This window comes from Streptacidiphilus rugosus AM-16 (assembly GCF_000744655.1).
GTDB classification, from domain to species: Bacteria; Actinomycetota; Actinomycetes; order Streptomycetales; family Streptomycetaceae; genus Streptacidiphilus; species Streptacidiphilus rugosus.
In genome coordinates, this window is sequence record NZ_JQMJ01000003.1 from 1,034,799 (window position 1) to 1,051,488 (window position 16,690).

The window sequence follows — 16,690 nt, forward strand, 5'->3', positions numbered from 1 at the left end:
CCGGACGCCCTGCACCACCGCTCAGCGGTGGTGCAGGGCGTCCAGCAGGGCCAGCTCGTCCGCGGAGAGCCGCAGCGCCCCGGCGGCCACGTTGGCGGCCAGATGGTCCGGGTCGCCGGTGCCGGGAATGGCCAGCAGGTGCGGGCCGCGCTGCAGCGTCCAGGCGATCCTGACCTGGGCGGGAGCGACGCCGTGGACCCGCGCGACGGCCAGGACCTCCGGATGCTCCGCCCCGCCCGCCCCGCCCTGCCGACCGTCGGCGGCGATCGAGTAGAACGGCACGAAGGCGACGCCCTGCCCGCCGCAGTGGCGGACGAAGTCGTCCTGGTCGGGCCGCACCCCGAGCCCGTACATGTTCTGCACGCACACCACGGGCGCGATCCCCTGCGCCTCGGCGAGCTGGTGCGGCTGGACGTTGGAGAGACCGAGATGGCGGATCAGCCCGGCCTCGCGGAGCCCGGCCAGCACCCCGAAGCGCTCGGCGACCGAGTCGGGGCCGACGATGCGCAGGTTCACCAGGTCGAGGTGGTCGCGGCCGAGTTGACGCAGGTTCTCCTCCACCAGCCCGCGCAGCTGTCCCGGCCCGGCGTGCGGCAGCCACGCGCCCGAGGGGTCCCGCGGCTGGCCGACCTTGGTGGCGATGACGAGGTCGTCCGGATAGGGAGCGAGCGCCCGGTTGATCAGTTCGTTGGCCGACCGGAGCGGTGAGAAGTAGAACGCGGCGGTGTCGATGTGGTTCACGCCGAGCTCGACGGTGCGGCGCAGCACGCCGATCGCCTGGTCCCGGTCGCGCGGAGCGGCGCCGGGCACGAGCGCGGGCCCGGTCTGCGGCAGCCGCATCGCCCCGAAGCCGATCCGGTTGACCGTCAGGTCGCCCAGTGTCCAGGTGCCGGAGGCGGCGGCGGTGATCGTCGGTGAGGTCATGGCGGCATGCTTGTCGCGGGATAGGGTGACCGCCATTGATTCGGTCCCAGCTGAATCCTGGAGTGGTTCCTGTGGCGGAGTCGGCGCAGTCGGCGCAGCTGACGTTCTCGGCGGACGACGTGGCGCGCGTGCGCTTCGCGGTCTCGCCCCTGTGGCAGGTGGGGACCAGTTTCCGGCTGCTGGCGTCCGGCGTCTCCGACCCGGTGCACCGGCGCTGGCTGGAGCAGGTCCGGCCGCGGGTGGCGGCCGCCGGACTGGACCGGGGCCGGCTCGCCGAGCTGATCCCGCCCTCCGGCTACGCCCCGGACTTCCTGAACCCCGCGCCCGCCGGTCCCGCTCCGACCCTGGCGGAGGAACTGGCCGCCCTCACCGCCGGTCCCGCGGACCGGGTCCGCGCCGACCTCGACCATCTCGGGTGGCACCGGGGCGGCCTCGGCCCCGGCCTGCGCTCCCTGCACGCCGACCCGGCGGGCCGGCTGGCCCGGGTCGCCGAGGAGATCGAGACCTACTGGGAGCTGGCACTCGCCCCCTACTGGGCGCGGATCCGCGCGGTGCTGGACGCCGACGTCTTCCACCGGGCCCGGCAGGTCGCCCGGCACGGGGCCGGCCATCTCTTCAACGAGCTGCATCCGCAGCTGAGCTGGGACGAGAACGCGCTGCGGCTGGTCCGTCGGCAGCGGAAGCTGACCAGGGAGACGGCGGGAGCGGGACTGCTGCTGATCCCGTCGGCGTTCAAGGGACCGGGCCTGTCGACCAGGGTCGCGCCGCCGGATCCGCCGCAGCTGGCCTACCGGGCGCGCGGGGTCGGAGCCCTGTGGGAACGCCGCGCCGTCGGTGGGACGGAGGCGACCGCCGCCGTGCTCGGCCGCTCCCGGACGCTGCTGCTCGGTGAGTTGGAGAACCCGGCGACCACGTCCGACCTGGCCCGGCGCACCGGGATCTCGCCGGCCGGCGTCTCCCAGCACCTGAAGGCCCTGCGCGAAGCCGGCTTCGTCACCGCGCACCGCGCCGGCCGCGAGGTGCTCTACGCCCGCACCGCTGTGGCGGAGGCCGTGCTGGCCGCGGCAGTCGACGGCTGAGGGCCGACGGCAACACCCCAGGGGCGCGAGGCTCTGCCGATGTGCGCCTCCGGCGCGTGGGCGCGACAGGTCGGAACGGTGGGTCGGTTGCCACACCTGAGGGGCGCGGGGCTCTGCCCCGCGCCCCTCAGGTGCAACTACCCCGCCGCCGCGAAGCGATCAGCCGCCGACGCCGAGGCCGATGCCCGGCAGGAGGCCGGGGATCAGCGGCGGGATGGTGACCCCGCTGCCCGGCGTCGCCGCGGCCGATGCGCTCGCGCTCGGCGCGCCGGAGGGGCTCGCCGCAGGCGAACCGCCGCCCAGCAGGCCGCCGGTGAGACCGCCGACGAGGTTGCCCGTGCCGGTCGTGGTCTGACCCGACGGAGCGGTGGACGCCGCGCCGCCGTCGCTCCCCCCGCGCATCGTGCCCGAGCCCGAGGTCGTCGCGCCGTTGGGCGACGTCGCCGCACCCGAGGACGAGGGGCTCGCCGACGCGTCGCCGGGATCCGTCGCCGCGGAGCCGCCGGTGGCCGGCAGCAGCGGGGTGACCTCGGAGCTTATCCCGGCCAGCAGACCGCGGACCTGGCTGGCCACCGGGTCGAGCTGGTCGGGGAGTTGGGGCTCGATCTGGTCCAGCTCGCGGCTCTGCACCGCCGCGAAGCCCGCCAACTGCCGCAGCGGGGCCAGCGAGTGGCTGTGCAGGTAGATCGCGTTGAGCAGGTCGCGGCCCCGCTTGCCCTCGGCGTTCATGTCCGTGAGCGCGCGGTTGAGATCCTCGACCGTCTGCGGGCTCAGCTCGTGGTGCGGGCCGCTGGAGCGCGTCATCAGCTGCTGGGCCTCGGCCATGCGGGTCGAGGCCTCGTCGAGCAGCAGCTGTCCGCGTTCCGCGTCCGTACCGGCGAGGTTGAGCCGCCAGTCCTCCAGGCCGCGCTTCATGCCGTAGAGCGTGTCGCCCGGGACGGACGAGCCACTGGCCACGGCGACGCCGCCCAGCGTGCCGAGCGCCATCACGGAGGCGAGCCCGCCCACCGCGAGCCTCCGGCCCCACCGGCCGGAAGGCCACAGCGCGGCGGGACGCACCGCGCGGTGCGAGCCGCGCCGGATGCGCTGGCCGGGGACGACCGCCCCGCCGCCGCCCGCGAAGACCCGCTCGAACTCGGCGACCAGAAGGGCGCGTTGGGTGAGCCGCACCTGGGAGTCAAGGGTGGGCCCGGGAACGGTGGCCAGGGCGGCCACCGTGGCGAGCATATGGTCGTACTGACCATCTCCGTCGCCGGTCTCGTCGTCGAATCGAGCGTCCCGAGCATCCACGGCGTCGGCGAAGGCTCTCGCCCGGCGGAGTTCCAGCACGTTCGCTGTCATGGGCAGCACCTCCTCTCGACGTTGTCGACTGTTCGGCCGACCGATGGGTTGCACAGTCGCGCCACGATCCACCCGTAAGGGTGAAGCAGACCCCCGAATTGGGCCTTGCATCCTGCGCAACGAGTGGGGATGTGCGTGGTTACGCGGCTACCGCGCATCGCTCGGCAGGAGCCGGGCCAGGGTGCGCACCGCCCGGTACTGGAGCGTCTTGATGGCGCCCTCGTTCTTGCCCATGACGCGCGCCGTCTCGGCCACCGAGAGGCCCTGGAGGAAGCGCAGGGTGACGCACTCCTGCTGCTGCGGATTGAGCCTGCGGACCGCCTCCAGGAGGGCGGCGTTGGAGAGCCTCTCCAGCACCGAGTCCTCCGGGCTGGGCTCGACCTGGTTGGAGTCGAGCATCTCGCCGGTGGTGACCTCCAGCCGGAAGCGGCTGGACTTGAAGTGGTCGGCCACCAGGTTGCGGGCGATGGTCACCAGCCAGGCCCCGAAGTCCCTGCCCTGCCAGGTGAAGGTGCCGATCCTGCGGAGCGCCCGCAGGAAGGTCTCGCTGGTGAGGTCCTCCGCCGTCGCCTTGCCGCCGACCCGGTAGTAGATGTAGCGGTAGACCGTGTCGGCGTAATGGTCGTACAACTGCCCGAAGGCCTCGCCGTCGCCGTCCTGGGCGCGCTCGACCAGCGTCATCATCGGGTTCGCCGACGGGCTGTCCCAGCCCGTCGTCGTGCCGCCGGCGCCGCCCGCGCCACCCGTCGCTCCGCCGCGAGGGCGCGCGGCCGTCGTCCGGGTGCGCAGTGCGACGGGCGTCGCGAGCGGGGCGAGTGGCGCGACGACCGGTCCGCCCGCGAGGGCGAAGGCAGGGGCCGGGAGCAGCTGCTCCTGGCGCACCAGGCTGCGCAGCAGGGCCAGGCCGTCGTTCCGGACGTGTGGGTACACGGGACTCCCAGAGGCAGGACTGTGTGATGTGCAGGGTGGGACCGCTGGATGAGGATAACGCTTCGTGCAACAACAGCTACACCCAGTTGCCAAATTCACCGCTTCCGTCACATCTGTTGCACGTCGGTGGCAGAATGTGACCGACTATGCCGCGGTCAGTTGGCGGCCTTCTGGGCAGAGTTGATCCCGGCCTGCCGGGGGCTGACCGGATCCCGGCGCGTTCCCGAGCGTGTGCCGACGAAATCCCGCGCAACTGCGCGAGCAAGGACCGATCAGAAACGGTCAGTTGTGCTGCGGCTCACGACAGGCCGCCGCAGCCGTTCGGCGGCTGTTCCGCGGGTGTTCAGCGGCGCCGGTTGCGGTAGAGGGCGACCGCCGCCGCGGTGCCGCCGGCCGCCGCGCCCAGCCCGGCCGCGGCCGGAATGCCGACCTTGGCCGCCTTGCGGCCGGTGCGGAAGTCGCGCACCCGCCAGCCGTTGCGACGGGCGTGTCGGCGCAGCTCCGCGTCCGGGTTGATGACGTAGGGGTAACCGACCAGGGAGAGCATCGGGATGTCGTTCGAGGAGTCGCTGTAGGCCGCGCAGCGGGCCAGGTCCAGGTTCTCGCGCGCGGCCAGCGCCTTCACGGCCTCGGCCTTGGCAGGCCCGTGCAGCGGCTCGCCGACCAGTCGCCCGGTGTAGACGCCGTCCAGGGCCTCGGCGACGGTGCCCAGCGCGCCGGTCATGCCGAGCCGCGCGGCGATCACCCGCGCCGCCTCCTGCGGTGCGGCGGTCACCAGCCACACCCGCTGCCCCGCTTCGAGGTGCATCTGCACCAGCGCGCGGGTGCCCGGCCAGATCTTCTCGGCCATGAACTCGTCGAAGACGTCCTCGCAGATGCCCTCCAGGTCCGCGACCCTGTGGCCCTGGACGATGGAGAGGGCGCTCTCCTTCGCCTCCGCCATGTGCCCGGCGTTCTCCGCGCCGTGCAGCCGGAAGTAGGCCTGCTGCCAGGCGAAGCGCAGCAGCTCGCGGGAGCTGAAGAACTTGCGCTTGTAGAGGCCGCGGCCCAGATAGAAGATGGCCGCGCCCTGCATGATCGTGTTGTCGCAGTCGAAGAACGCGCCGGCGTACGGGTCGACCGGAGTGTCCTCGGTCTCCCCGGCGTTCGCGGCGGCGTCCGCGGCGGCTTCGCCCGCGAGCTGCGTGGAGCGGCGTCGCTCCTGGATGTTCCGCTGCCTGGCCATGCGGCGAGCATAGCCAGCCAAGGGCTGGAACCTCGTATCCGCTTGGTGGAGCCGCTGTTAACTCTGTGTGGTCCAGAATGTCGGTATGGCTCCTCTCCTTCCCCGCAGCAGTGCGAAGCGCCCCTCCGACCACGTGGTCACGCTCATCGGCAAGCCCGACTGCCATCTGTGCGAGGACGCGCGGGCGGTGCTGGAACGGCTGCGGGAGGAGCTGGGCTTCCAACTGGAGGAGCTGAACATCAACGAGGACAAGGAGCTGTTCCGTCAGTACTGGGAGCAGATTCCGGTGACCCTGATCGACGGCGCCCAGCACGACTTCTGGAAGGTCGACCCCACCCGCCTCCGCAAGGCGCTCGGCGCCTGAGGGGCGAAGCCCGTTCGGGGGCGCGCCCCCGGACGGTGCAACGTCCCCCGTGCCCATGCTTGCGGGTTGCAACTTGGTCGCGGCGGGGATGATTTGGGGGGTTTGTCCGGTTGTAAGGCGTAGGCGTGAGCCGTTAGTGCGCTTACCATCAAGGGGCTTTGTGCCGCGGGGGGTACGACCGAGAAGGAGCCCACCGTGCAGCCGCCGCCGTCCGCGCCGTCGTCGCCCGCTCGCGGGCTCGCCGTCGTGGACGTGGAGGCGAGCGGGCGGAGCCCCTGGCGGCACCGGGTCGTGGAGATCGGCGTGGTGCTGCTCGACTACCCGCTGCTGCGGGTCGAGGCCGAGTTCAGCACCCTGATCGACCCCGGGGGTCCCGTCGGCCCGACGGACGTGCACCGGATCGCGCAGGAGCAGGTCGTCGGCGCGCCCACGTTCAGGGAGATCGCCCCCCATCTCGCGGCCCTGCTCCGCGGCCGCGTCCTCGTCGGACACCACGTGCGCTGCGACGAGGGCTTCCTCGCCCGCGAGTTCGCGCGCTTCGGCGTGCAGCTCCCGGTGATGCCCACGCTCTGCACCATGGCTCTCGCCGAGCGCGTCCTCGGCGGCCGGCTGACCGGGCGCGGGCTCGGCGCGTGCGTGGAGGCGTTCGGGCTGCCGGAGTTCGACGCGCACACCGCCCTCGGTGACGCCCGTGCGGCCGCGCGGCTGTTGCGCAGCGCGCTGGCCACTCCCGCCGGCGGCGTCGAGCCGCTGCGCGCGTTGGTGGAGAGCGCCCAGCACACCTGCTGGCCGAAGCTGCGGCAGCGGGCGGGGGCCGTACCCACGAAGAATCGTTCCGGCACGGTCTTCCCCGCCTCTTCTCTCTCCTCCGCGTACGCCGTACCGTGCGCCGTACCGTACGGCGTCCCGGTTCTGGTTCCTGCGGGCGTGGAGGAAATCGCGTGATGCGCATCACTCCTGGTGGACAAAACGGACACCATCTTTGTGCACGCGTTCACAAACACATAGCCTGGCAATCGCAGTCGAAGCCCAGCTTCACCCACAGGAGCACCGTGGCAACTGGCCGAACCACTCAGAACAACCAGAACCCCGCTGCCGGCGCACGCCGCAGCCGGGGTCGGGGCATCCCCGACGCGACGGTCGCCAGGCTGCCGCTCTACCTCCGCGCGCTCACCGCACTGTCCGAGCGCTCGGTGCCGACCGTCTCGTCCGAGGAGCTCGCCGCCGCCGCCGGGGTCAACTCCGCCAAGCTGCGCAAGGACTTCTCCTACCTCGGCTCCTACGGCACCCGTGGGGTCGGCTACGACGTCGAGTACCTCGTCTACCAGATCTCCCGCGAGCTGGGCCTGACCCAGGACTGGCCCGTTGTCATCGTCGGCATCGGAAACCTCGGCCACGCCCTCGCCAACTACGGCGGCTTCGCCTCCCGCGGCTTCCGCGTCGCGGCGTTGCTCGACGCCGACTCGGGGCTCACCGGGCAGCTCGTCGCGGGCCTGCCGGTGCGCCACACCGACGAGATGGAAGAGATCATCCGCACCGAGCGGGTCTCCATCGGCGTGATCACCACCCCGCCCGGCGCCGCCCAGCAGGTCTGCGACCGCCTGGTCGCGGCCGGGGTGACCAGCATCCTCAACTTCGCGCCGACGGTGCTCTCCGTGCCCGACGGCGTCGACGTGCGCAAGGTCGACCTCTCCATCGAGCTGCAGATCCTCGCCTTCCACGAGCAGCGCAAGGCCGGCGACGAGCTGCGCGACGCCGAGGAAGAGCCCCCTGCCGCCCCGCCCGCCGCAGTAGTCTCGCGGCCGGAAGGCGTTGCCGAGGACGTCGAAGCGGCTGCGAGCGGCGCGGCCGGCCTCGGTGCCGCGCGGCAGAAGTTCGAGGAGGCAGCGGGATGAGCCTGCTTGTCGTTGGCCTGAGCCACCGAAGCGCGCCGGTCGGTCTGCTGGAGCGCGCCGCGCTGACGGGGCACCAGCCGTCCCGGCTGCTGCACGCCGCGGCCGCCTCCGCGCCCGTCGCCGAGGCCGCGCTCGTCAACACCTGCAACCGGATCGAGCTCTACGCGGACGTGGACAAGTTCCACGCCGGCGTCGCCGACCTCTCCACGCTGCTGGCCGAGCACTCCGGCGTGGGGCTGGAGGAGCTGACCTCGCACCTGTACGTGCACTACGAGGACCGCGCCGTGCACCACCTCTTCTCGGTGGCCTGCGGTCTGGACTCGATGGTCGTCGGCGAGGGCCAGATCCTCGGCCAGCTGCGCGACGCGCTGAACCTCGCGCAGGACCAGCACACCGCGGGCCGCGGCCTGAACGAGCTGTTCCAGCAGGCCCTGCGGGTCGGCAAGCGCGCCCACAGCGAGACCGCGATCGACAAGGCCGGCCAGACCCTGGTCACCTTCGGCCTGGAGCAGGTCGCGGCCGTCGCGGGCCCGATCGAGGGCAAGCGCGCGCTGGTGGTCGGCGCCGGCTCGATGAGCTCGCTCGCCGCCGCCACGCTCTCCCGCGAGGGCGTCGCCGAGCTGGTGGTCGCCAACCGCACCCAGAAGAAGGCCGAGCGCCTCGCGGAGCAGCTGGGCGGCCGGGCCGTCCCGTTCGCCGAGGTCGGCGCCGCGCTGGCCGAGGCCGACCTGGTCATCTCCTGTACCGGGGCGGCGGGCATCGTGCTCGACGCCGAGGACATCGCCGCCGCCGCAGAGAAGCGCAGCGCCTTCGAGGCGCCGCTCGCCCTGCTCGACCTGGCCATGCCCCGCGACGTCGACACCGCCGTGCACTCGCTGCCCGGCGTCCACCTCGTCGATCTGGAGACGCTGGCCACCGCGGCCCAGCACACCGACTCCGGCGCCCTCGACGTCGACGCGGTCCGCCGCATCGTCGGCGAGGAGGTCGACGCCTTCGGCGCGGCCCAGCGTGCGGCGGCGATCACCCCCACCGTCGTCGCCCTCAGAGCGATGGCCTCCGAGCTGGTCAACGCCGAGCTCGAGCGCCTGGACGCGCGCCTCCCCGGACTGGAGGACCGCACCAGGGCGGAGATCCAGCAGACGGTCCGCCGTGTCGTGGACAAGCTGCTCCACCAGCCCACCGTTCGCGTCAAGCAGCTGGCCGGAGAACCGGGCGGCGCCTCCTACGCGGCGGCGCTGCGCGAACTGTTCGACCTCGATCCCATGGCCGTTGAGGCGGTCAGTACTACCAGGATGATCTCATGACGGGTCAGACGAGCATGCAAGCACCCCCGCTCCCCAGCGACCACCCCACCCTCGGCGGCGACCGGCCGCCGCTCCGTCTGGGCACCCGGCGCAGCGCGCTGGCGATGGCCCAGTCCGGCATGATCGCCGACGCCGTCTCGGCCGTGACCGGACGTGAGGTCGAGCTGGTCGAGATCACCACCTACGGCGACGTCTCCCGTGAGGCCCTCGCCCAGATCGGCGCCACCGGCGTCTTCGTCTCCGCGCTGCGCGACGCGCTGCTCGCGGGCACGATCGACTTCGCCGTCCACTCCCTCAAGGACCTCCCCACGGCAGCGCCCGAGGGCCTGGTCCTGGCCGCCGTCCCCACCCGCGAGGACCCGCGGGACGCGCTGGTCGCCAGGGACGGTCTGACCCTGGCCGAGCTGCTGGAGAAGGGCGACGCCCACCGTCCGGCCCGGATAGGCACCGGCTCCCCGCGCCGCATGGCGCAGCTCAACGCCTGGGCCGCCGCCCAGGGCCTGGCCGTCGAGACGGTGCCGATCCGCGGCAACGTCGACACCAGGATCGGCTACGTCCGCTCCGGCGAGCTCGACGCCGTGGTCCTGGCCGCCGCCGGCCTGAACCGCCTGGGCCGACTGGCCGAGGCCACCGAGGTCATCGACGCCGACGTGATGCTGCCGGCCCCCGGCCAGGGCGCCCTCGCCCTCGAGTGCGCCGCGACCAACAGCGAGCTGGCCGCCGTCCTCGCCGCTCTCGACGACGCGCCCACCCGGGCCGCGATCACCGCCGAGCGCACCCTGCTCGCCGCCCTGGAGGCGGGCTGCTCCGCGCCGGTCGGCGCGCTGGCCGTCCCCGCCACCGAGGGAGAAGCCGACGAGATGGAACTGCGTGCTCTCGTCGGCACCGTCGACGGTGCCACCGTCGTGCAGATGTCCGCCACCGGCCACGGCGCCCCCGACGAGCTGGGACGCGGCCTCGCCGCACAGCTGCTCGCGGCGGGCGCGGCCGGTCTGATGGGGGAGCGAACCAAGTGAGCCCCACGAGTCCCGACACCCCGCGCCGCCCCGTCGGCCAGGTCACCTTCCTGGGCGCGGGCCCGGGCGACCCCGGGCTGCTGACGCTGCGTGCGGTGGAGGTGCTGGCCTCGGCCGACGTGCTGGTCGCCGACCCGCTGACGGTCGCCGCGGTGCGCGCCTACTGCCCCGAGCGGGTCGAGCTGCACCACGCCGCCGACCCCTCCGACGCCTTCGTGCTCGACGAGGGCGGCGTGCTGGGCGGCGTCGGCGGCGAGACCGTCTCCCGCTTCTTCGGCGCGGTCCGCAACGGCAAGCACGTGGTCCGCACGGTCGACGGCGACCCGGGCCTCGACGGCCGCGCGGCGGAGGAGATGCTGGCCTGCGCCGAGGCGCGCGTGCCGTTCCAGGTCGTCCCCGGCGTCGCCCAGTCCGTCGGCGTCCCCGCCTACGCCGGCGTCCCGCTGCGCGCGGGCGCACAGGGCGCGGACGTCCGCTTCGTCGACGCCTCCGGCCTGCTGCCGGAGACGGTGTGGACGGACCTCGGCGCCTGTGAGTCGACGCTGGTCGTCCGCACCCTGCTGGGCTCCGTGCCCGGCGCGGCCACCACCCTGGTCTCCCACGGCCGCAAGCCCGACACCCGGGTCTCCGTGACCCTGGAGGGCACCACGACGCGTCAGCGCACCTGGTGCGGGACGCTCGGCACGATCGCGGCGGAGCTGAAGGCCGCGAAGGTGCTGCCCTCGCCGGTCTCGTCCCCGGTCGACCCGGCGAGCAACGTCATAGTCGTGATCGGCGAGCAGGTCGAACACCGGGCGGAGCTCTCCTGGTTCGAGACCAAGCCGCTCTTCGGCTGGAACATCCTGGTGCCGCGCACCAAGGACCAGGCCGGCGCGCTCTCCGACCAGCTGCGCGGCTACGGCGCCGTGCCGAGCGAGGTGCCGACCATCGCCGTGGAGCCCCCGCGCACCCCGCAGCAGATGGAACGCGCGATCAAGGGCCTGGTCACCGGCCGCTACGAGTGGATCGCGTTCACCTCGGTCAACGCCGTGAAGGCGGTCCGCGAGAAGTTCGAGGAGTACGGACTCGACGCCCGCGCGTTCGCCGGCATCAAGGTCGCGGCGGTCGGCGAGACGACGGCCCAGGCGCTGGTCGACTTCGGCGTGAAGCCGGACCTGGTCCCCAGCGGCGAGCAGAGCGCGGCGGGCCTCCTGGAGGACTGGCCGCCCTACGACCCGGTCTTCGACCCGATCGACCGGGTGCTGCTGCCGCGCGCGGACATCGCCACGGAGACGCTGGTGGCCGGCCTGGTCGAGCTGGGCTGGGAGGTCGACGACGTCACGGCCTACCGCACCGTCCGTGCGGCGCCGCCGCCGGCGGAGACCCGCGAGGCGATCAAGGGCGGCGGCTTCGACGCGGTGATCTTCACCTCCTCGTCGACCGTGCGGAACCTGGTCGGCATCGCCGGAAAGCCGCACAACGTGACCGTGATCGCGTGCATCGGCCCCGCGACGGCCAAGACGGCGGAGGAGCACGGGCTCCGCGTGGACGTGCTGGCGCCCGCGCCCAGCGTCCACGCCCTGGCGGAAGCCCTGGCCGACTTCGGCGCGGCGCGCCGCGACGCCGCCCGCGAGGCGGGCGAGCCGGTCTACCGTCCGTCGGAACGCCGTCCCGGTTCACGTCGCAAGGCACGTTGAGTTGCACCGTCAGGGGCGCGGGGAACTGCGCGACAAGCCACTGATGAGCGGGTGGTCCTCCCTACACGGGGCCATCCGCACAGGGTGGTTGCTCGCGCAGTTCCCCGCGCCCCTGGGGCTTTGCCACCTGGGAACTTGCAGAAGGAGCACGTAGTCATGGGTATCGAGAGTCCCTACATCCGCCCCCGACGGCTGCGCGCCACTCCCGCGGTGCGGCGACTCGTCGCGGAGACGCGTCTGCACCCGGCGGAGCTCATCGCGCCGATGTTCGTGCGGGAGGGCATCGACGCGCCCAAGCCCATCGCCTCCATGCCCGGCGTCGTCCAGCACACCCGTGACACCCTGCGGAAGGCCGCCGTCGAGGCCGCCGCCGCCGGGGTCGGCGGCATCATGCTGTTCGGCGTGCCCGCCGTGCAGGACGCGATCGGCTCCGAGGGAACCAACCCCGAGGGGATTCTGCAGCAGGCCATCCGCGACGTCGTCGCCGAGGTCGGCGACCAGGTCGTCGTGATGTCCGACCTGTGCCTGGACGAGTACACGGACCACGGCCACTGCGGCGTCCTCGCGGCGGACGGGAGCGTCGACAACGACGCCACGCTGCTGCGCTACGCCGAGATGGCCAGGGTGCAGGCCGACGCCGGCGTCCACATGGTCGGCCCTTCCGGGATGATGGACGGTCAGGTCGCGGTGATCCGGCGGGCGTTGGACGAGGCCGGGCATCAGGACGTGTCGATCCTCGCCTACACCGCGAAGTACGCCTCCGCGTTCTTCGGCCCCTTCCGCGAGGCCGTCGGCTCCTCGCTCAAGGGCGACCGCAAGACGTACCAGCAGGACCCGGCCAACGCCCGCGAGTCGTTGCGGGAGCTGGAATTGGATGTCGCCGAGGGCGCCGACCTGGTGATGGTGAAGCCCGCCATGGCCTACCTCGACGTGCTGCGCGAGGTCGCCGACCACAGCCCGGTGCCGGTCGCGGCATACCAGGTCTCCGGCGAGTACGCGATGGTCGAGGCGGCCGCCGCCAACGGCTGGATCGACAGGGACCGGATGATCATGGAGACACTGACCTCGATCCGTCGGGCCGGGGCCGAGCAGATCCTGACCTACTGGGCCGTCGAGGTCGCCCGGCAGCTGCGCGACAGCTGAGTCGCCCGGGCGGGTCGCCCGCCTGACGCCGTGAGGCCCCGGGAGCGGTGCTCCCGGGGCCTCACGTGTGGAATCCGGAGGGTCAGCCGATGGCGTGCGAAACCGCACCGTCGCCGGTGGACTGCGTCGCCTGGCCGACGTTGCAGACCTGGTGAAGCTGCTGGTTGCCGACCGGCACGTCCACCTGGACCGGGACCAGCAGGCCCACCTGCACGTGGTGGATCTCGGGCAGGCAGATGTTCGGGTTGTCCAGGAAGTGGAAGTTGGGGCTGTTGTCGCCCCACGTCCCGGTGACGTTGGTGCCGCCGGCGCCCTGGGAGGAGACGGCGGAGCCGTCAGCATCCCCGATGGCGGAGGCGGGCGTCGCCGTGGCGGCGACCGCGGCGACCGCGACACCGGCGTAGGCGAGAGCCTTCTTCAGCATGGGTCCTTCTCGATTCGTTCAGGCCGAGCAGAGCTGAGAGCTGAGCTGGATCAGCCGATCAGGTGGCTGAGCGGGGCGTCGCCGAAGGTCTGCGTGGTCTGGCCGACGTTGCAGATCTGGTGGCCCTGCTGGTTGAGCACCGGGATGTCGGCCTGGATCGGCACGAGGCCGACCTGGACGTGGTGGATCTCCGGCAGGCAGATGTTCGGGTTGTCGGCCGTGTGGAAGTTGGGGCTGCCGTTGCCCCAGGTGCCGGTCACGTCGGTGCCGCCCGCGCCCTGGGTCGACATCGCCATGCCGTCGCTGTCGCCGATGGCGAAGGACGGGCCGGCCGTGACGGCGAGCGCGGAGATGGCGAGGCCGGCGGCGGCCAGGGACTTCTTGATCACGGGATTTCTCCTGTTGGTTTCTGGTTCGTGTCGGTACTGCCGGTACTGCGGGTTACTGCGGGAAAAGCTCGGGGAGTGCTCAGCCGATCAGGTGCGAGGCCGCACCGTCGCCACTGGTCTGGGTGGCCTGGCCGACGTTGCAGGTCTGGTGGAGCTGCTGGTTGCCGACCGGCACGTCGACCTGGATCGGCACGAGGCCGACCTGGACGTGGTGGACCTCGGGCAGGCAGATGTTCGGGTTGTCCAGGAAGTGGAAGTTGGGGCTCTCGTTGCCCCAGGTGCCGGTGACGTTCGTGCCGCCATCGCCCTCCACCGAGCTGGCCATCCCGTCCTGGTTGCCGATGGCCATGGCGGGGGTGACGCTCGCGGCGAACGCGGCCGCGGCGATTCCGACACCGGCGAGGGACTTCTTGAACATTGCTCGCGCCTTTCTGAACAGCTAACAATCCGTCGTGCTGGCAATGGAATCAACGAAATCAAAACCAGCAGGTTGCGGCTCCGATCGGGGGAATCCGACAACGGCCTCGCCTGCCGTCATCTCACTCTTTCGGTGGATTCCGCATCGCAGCCGAGGGAATGCGCGGGGACGCGTTCGGCCATACGGGTGGATCGCGCAAGGAGCTTGTGGTTCAAGGCTGTTGAATCGACCTCAACCCATGTCCAGACAGGAATGAGCGTCACGATGAACAAGTCCCTCCGTGGAACGGCGGTCGCGCTGGCGGCCTGCGCGGCGCCGGTCCTTGCCGCGGCGAGCGCCACCGGTGCCCAGGCGGAGCCGCTCAACCCGCAGCAGCAGGAGGCGCTCCAGCAGACCGTGGGCCGGATGCAGGTGCCGTTCGGCATCCCGCTGGGCGCGGTGGTGCAGCATGTGACGGGCAAGCACTCCGACAGCGGCGTCCAGGGCAGCATCCCGGCGATGCCGCTGGATCCGCCGAACGCGAGCCGCGACACCCACGCGCTGATTCCCGACCCGCTCGTCCCCTCGCTCAACTCCGCGTCGCGGACGCCGGAGCTGGGCGTCATCGCGCCGATGCCTTCGGCGGACGGCGCGGTCCACGACGGCGGCACCCGCCTGGCGGTGCCCGCGGCCCCGCTGAAGGCGGTCAGCTCGGCGCTGGGCCTGGGGCACCCGGTCACCTACCAGGGTCGCGCGATGGCCGCGCCGGCCGCGGCGGAGCTGCCGCAGCTGGATCTGACCCGCCTCCGGCCCTCGGTGACCCCGCCGCTGGTGGAGAGCGCGCCCGGCGGCCAGCTCTCCTTCGACCAGCGCACGCCCGACGGCAACGTCATCAAGCCGGTCGAGGACGTCGTCGCCAGCGCCAAGGGCGCCCTCGACGCGGCGCGCGGCTGACACCGTCAGGTGGTTGCACCATCAGGGGCGCGGGGAACCGCGTGACAAGCCACCGATGAGCGGATGGTCCTCACTGGGCAGGGCCATCCGCACAGGGTGGTTGCTCGCGCGGTTCCCCGCGCCCCTGAGGTAGTGCTTCCGGCCGTCTGCAGCAGGGCAAAAAGGATCCGCCGGGCCTTGCCGAAGGAGGAGGAGGCAAGGACCGGCGGAGGTCGGGAGGTCAGCCGGGCAGGAGGCCGGACGCGCTGCCGAGGAGCGGGAGGCTGGAGAGGCCGCCGCCGTTGCTCAGGGGAGAGGTGACCGGGAGGGTCGAGACCGGGGCCGCGTGGGGCGAGTCCGGCTGCAGGGCGACGCCGTTGTTGAGGGGGTCGGCCGCCGAGTTCGCCAGGGGGTCGAGGCTGAACGTCTTCGCCGGGTGGACCACGTAGGGGACCGCGCCGGTCAGGCCGGCGACCGCGGGGGCCACCGCCGGAGGCTGCAGCGCGGCGCTCGGCTGCTGGTTCGCCGAGGTCGTCGCCGCCTGCGCGGGCGACGCCGTGGCGAGGCCGGCCATGGTCAGGAAGAGAGTGCCGAGCGCGGCTGCTCTCGCAGTGTTCATCGTTGGTCTCCAGATCCGGAACAGGGGCCCGCCGTCCCCGGCGCTCGGGGCGCGGGGACGGCGGCGTCCTGCTCACCGAAAGCGGATCAGCAGGGCTTGTTCTCGCACGAGTTGCCGAACGCGGGGTTCAGCGCGCCGATCACGTTGACCGAGTTGCCACAGAGGTTGACCGGGATGTGCACCGGCACCTGGACCAGGTTGCCCGACAGGAAACCAGGGGAGTGGTCGGCCTGGCCGTTCGCGGTGGCGTCCGCCGAAGCCGCTCCCGCGCCGGCCAGCAGCAGGCCGGTGGCCGCGACGGAGACCGCGGCGGCGGACTTGAACTTGCGCACGATGAATCTCCTACGGAGTAGCGAGTGGGAAGAGAGGAAGGTCAGCTGGTCAGCTGTTGGAGCAGTGGTTGCCGAACGCGGGGTTCAGCGCGCCGATCACGTTGATCGAGTTGCCGCACAGGTTGACCGGGATGTGGATCGGGATCTGGATGACGTTGCCCGACAGGAAGCCGGGGGAGTTGCTGGCGGAGCCGTTCGCGGTCGCGTCGGCCGCGGCCGCACCCGCGCCACCCAGCAGCAGGCCGATGGCCGCGACGGAGACGGCAGCGGCGGTCTTGAACTTGCGCACGATGAATCTCCTACGGAATAGCGAGTGGAAAGAAAGGAAGGACAGCAGGAACAGCCGTCAGCTGTTGGAGCAGTGGTTGCCGAACACCGGGTTCAGCGCGCCGATCACGTTGACGGAGTTGCCACAGACGTTCACCGGGACGTGGACCGGGACCTGAACAGCGTTGCCCGAGCCGAAGCCGGGGGAGTGGTCGGCGGAGCCGTTCGCGGTGGAGTCGGCGGCGGCGACGCCCGCACCCGCGAGGGAGACGGCCGCAGCGGCCGCGGAGAGGGCGGCAGCCTTGGTGACCTTGTTCATCTTGGAAATCCTTATGTGATGAAGGCGCCCGTCCGAACTGGAGGGGACGCAAGACGCAACGAGCGCCGGGGATCGTGAGACACGTCGGGTCTCGAACGACCACTCGGACAGCC

At 72.2% G+C, this 16,690-nt stretch carries 20 protein-coding genes; 9 read left to right on the top strand and 11 right to left on the bottom strand.

Annotated elements, in window-relative coordinates:
- Positions 1-21: 21 nt before the first annotated feature.
- Positions 22-924: an aldo/keto reductase gene (locus BS83_RS08120; protein WP_037603192.1), complete on the bottom strand. Its 903-nt coding sequence runs from the start codon at positions 922-924 to the stop codon at positions 22-24.
- A 71-nt stretch (positions 925-995) separates the two neighbouring features.
- On the opposite strand from BS83_RS08120, the gene BS83_RS08125 reads away from it, so the two are divergent.
- Entirely contained in the window at positions 996-2,003 is a 1,008-nt protein-coding gene (locus tag BS83_RS08125; RefSeq protein WP_232248126.1) for a DUF5937 family protein, read from the top strand.
- A gap of 159 nt (positions 2,004-2,162) precedes the next feature.
- Here the strand turns inward: BS83_RS08125 and BS83_RS08130 are convergent, their stop codons facing one another.
- From BS83_RS08130 to BS83_RS08145, 3 genes are all read right to left on the bottom strand, one after another.
- Complete coding sequence (locus BS83_RS08130) at positions 2,163-3,344, bottom strand: DUF5667 domain-containing protein (protein ID WP_157597022.1); 1,182 nt, start codon at positions 3,342-3,344, stop codon at positions 2,163-2,165.
- 147 nt (positions 3,345-3,491) lie between these two features.
- On the bottom strand, positions 3,492-4,274 hold the full coding sequence (locus BS83_RS08140) for an ECF subfamily RNA polymerase sigma factor, BldN family (protein ID WP_037602258.1): 783 nt from the start codon (positions 4,272-4,274) through the stop codon (positions 3,492-3,494).
- 343 nt (positions 4,275-4,617) lie between these two features.
- Positions 4,618-5,499, bottom strand: a complete 882-nt coding sequence (locus BS83_RS08145; protein ID WP_037602260.1) for an HAD family hydrolase — start codon at positions 5,497-5,499, stop codon at positions 4,618-4,620.
- 85 nt (positions 5,500-5,584) lie between these two features.
- On the opposite strand from BS83_RS08145, the gene BS83_RS08150 reads away from it, so the two are divergent.
- The 7 genes from BS83_RS08150 to hemB all read left to right on the top strand — a co-directional run bounded on the left by BS83_RS08150 (position 5,585) and on the right by hemB (position 12,897).
- Positions 5,585-5,863: a glutaredoxin family protein gene (locus BS83_RS08150; protein WP_037602262.1), complete on the top strand. Its 279-nt coding sequence runs from the start codon at positions 5,585-5,587 to the stop codon at positions 5,861-5,863.
- A 195-nt stretch (positions 5,864-6,058) separates the two neighbouring features.
- Positions 6,059-6,808, top strand: coding sequence for a 3'-5' exonuclease (locus BS83_RS41535; RefSeq protein ID WP_051942776.1), 750 nt, complete (start codon positions 6,059-6,061; stop codon positions 6,806-6,808).
- A 107-nt stretch (positions 6,809-6,915) separates the two neighbouring features.
- Positions 6,916-7,758 carry a redox-sensing transcriptional repressor Rex gene (locus BS83_RS08160; RefSeq protein ID WP_051942777.1) on the top strand — a complete coding sequence of 281 codons (843 nt, stop codon included), beginning with the start codon at positions 6,916-6,918 and terminating at the stop codon, positions 7,756-7,758.
- A complete protein-coding gene (locus tag BS83_RS08165) occupies positions 7,755-9,062 on the top strand; it encodes a glutamyl-tRNA reductase (RefSeq protein ID WP_037602263.1) in 1,308 nt (435 codons plus the stop codon). Before BS83_RS08160 ends, BS83_RS08165 begins: the two co-directional genes overlap by 4 nt.
- A 14-nt stretch (positions 9,063-9,076) precedes the next feature.
- Positions 9,077-10,078, top strand: a complete 1,002-nt coding sequence (hemC, locus tag BS83_RS08170; protein ID WP_051942840.1) for a hydroxymethylbilane synthase — start codon at positions 9,077-9,079, stop codon at positions 10,076-10,078.
- Positions 10,075-11,754 carry a bifunctional uroporphyrinogen-III C-methyltransferase/uroporphyrinogen-III synthase gene (locus BS83_RS08175; protein ID WP_037602265.1) on the top strand — a complete coding sequence of 560 codons (1,680 nt, stop codon included), beginning with the start codon at positions 10,075-10,077 and terminating at the stop codon, positions 11,752-11,754. Before hemC ends, BS83_RS08175 begins: the two co-directional genes overlap by 4 nt.
- 156 nt (positions 11,755-11,910) lie before the next feature.
- Positions 11,911-12,897, top strand: a complete 987-nt coding sequence (hemB, locus tag BS83_RS08180; protein WP_037602267.1) for a porphobilinogen synthase — start codon at positions 11,911-11,913, stop codon at positions 12,895-12,897.
- An 82-nt stretch (positions 12,898-12,979) separates the two neighbouring features.
- Here hemB and BS83_RS08185 read toward each other — a convergent pair whose 3' ends face one another.
- From BS83_RS08185 to BS83_RS08195, 3 genes are all read right to left on the bottom strand, one after another.
- Positions 12,980-13,321 carry a hypothetical protein gene (locus tag BS83_RS08185; protein WP_051942778.1) on the bottom strand — a complete coding sequence of 114 codons (342 nt, stop codon included), beginning with the start codon at positions 13,319-13,321 and terminating at the stop codon, positions 12,980-12,982.
- A 50-nt stretch (positions 13,322-13,371) separates the two neighbouring features.
- Positions 13,372-13,710: a hypothetical protein gene (locus tag BS83_RS08190; protein ID WP_037602269.1), complete on the bottom strand. Its 339-nt coding sequence runs from the start codon at positions 13,708-13,710 to the stop codon at positions 13,372-13,374.
- 79 nt (positions 13,711-13,789) lie between these two features.
- Positions 13,790-14,128 (bottom strand): hypothetical protein, encoded by a 339-nt coding sequence (locus BS83_RS08195; RefSeq protein ID WP_037602271.1) that lies wholly within the window; start codon positions 14,126-14,128, stop codon positions 13,790-13,792.
- A gap of 264 nt (positions 14,129-14,392) precedes the next feature.
- Between BS83_RS08195 and BS83_RS08200 the strand changes: the two genes are divergently transcribed.
- Positions 14,393-15,061, top strand: coding sequence for a hypothetical protein (locus tag BS83_RS08200; protein ID WP_037602273.1), 669 nt, complete (start codon positions 14,393-14,395; stop codon positions 15,059-15,061).
- A gap of 220 nt (positions 15,062-15,281) precedes the next feature.
- On the opposite strand, the gene BS83_RS08205 is transcribed toward BS83_RS08200, so the two are convergent.
- From BS83_RS08205 to BS83_RS46325, 4 genes are all read right to left on the bottom strand, one after another.
- Positions 15,282-15,659 (bottom strand): hypothetical protein, encoded by a 378-nt coding sequence (locus BS83_RS08205; RefSeq protein ID WP_037602275.1) that lies wholly within the window; start codon positions 15,657-15,659, stop codon positions 15,282-15,284.
- Between the two features lie 86 nt (positions 15,660-15,745).
- Complete coding sequence (locus tag BS83_RS08210; RefSeq protein ID WP_037602277.1) at positions 15,746-15,991, bottom strand: chaplin; 246 nt, start codon at positions 15,989-15,991, stop codon at positions 15,746-15,748.
- A 49-nt stretch (positions 15,992-16,040) separates the two neighbouring features.
- Positions 16,041-16,280, bottom strand: a complete 240-nt coding sequence (locus BS83_RS08215) for a chaplin (RefSeq protein ID WP_037602279.1) — start codon at positions 16,278-16,280, stop codon at positions 16,041-16,043.
- Positions 16,281-16,337: 57 nt separating this feature from the next.
- Positions 16,338-16,577, bottom strand: a complete 240-nt coding sequence (locus tag BS83_RS46325) for a chaplin (RefSeq protein ID WP_037602281.1) — start codon at positions 16,575-16,577, stop codon at positions 16,338-16,340.
- Positions 16,578-16,690: the final 113 nt, after the last annotated feature.